Origin of the sequence: Burkholderia sp. KCJ3K979 (assembly GCF_016759955.1) — a bacterium.
Lineage (GTDB): Bacteria > Pseudomonadota > Gammaproteobacteria > Burkholderiales > Burkholderiaceae > Burkholderia > Burkholderia orbicola.
Window position 1 is genome coordinate 1 of sequence record NZ_JACFYV010000524.1, and the last position, 210, is coordinate 210.

A 210-nucleotide genomic window follows, 5' to 3' on the forward strand; every position below is an offset into this window, starting at 1 on the left:
CAATGGTGGGTCTGGTTGGATTCGAACCAACGACCCCCGCCTTATCAAGACGGTGCTCTAACCGACTGAGCTACAGACCCCTGAGTCTGTCTTTAATTTACAGCCGATAAGCGTGAGCGCTCAACTTGTGCGAGAAGCTCTGGAAAGGAGGTGATCCAGCCGCACCTTCCGATACGGCTACCTTGTTACGACTTCACCCCAGTCATGAAT

At 52.9% G+C, this 210-nt stretch carries 1 tRNA gene and 1 rRNA gene; both read right to left on the reverse strand.

Going from position 1 to position 210, the window contains the following annotated elements:
* Positions 1-3: 3 nt before the first annotated feature.
* Positions 4-80 (reverse strand) — tRNA-Ile (locus H3O04_RS35940).
* Positions 81-143: 63 nt separating this feature from the next.
* Positions 144-210 (reverse strand): 16S ribosomal RNA (locus tag H3O04_RS35945); the annotation flags it as partial.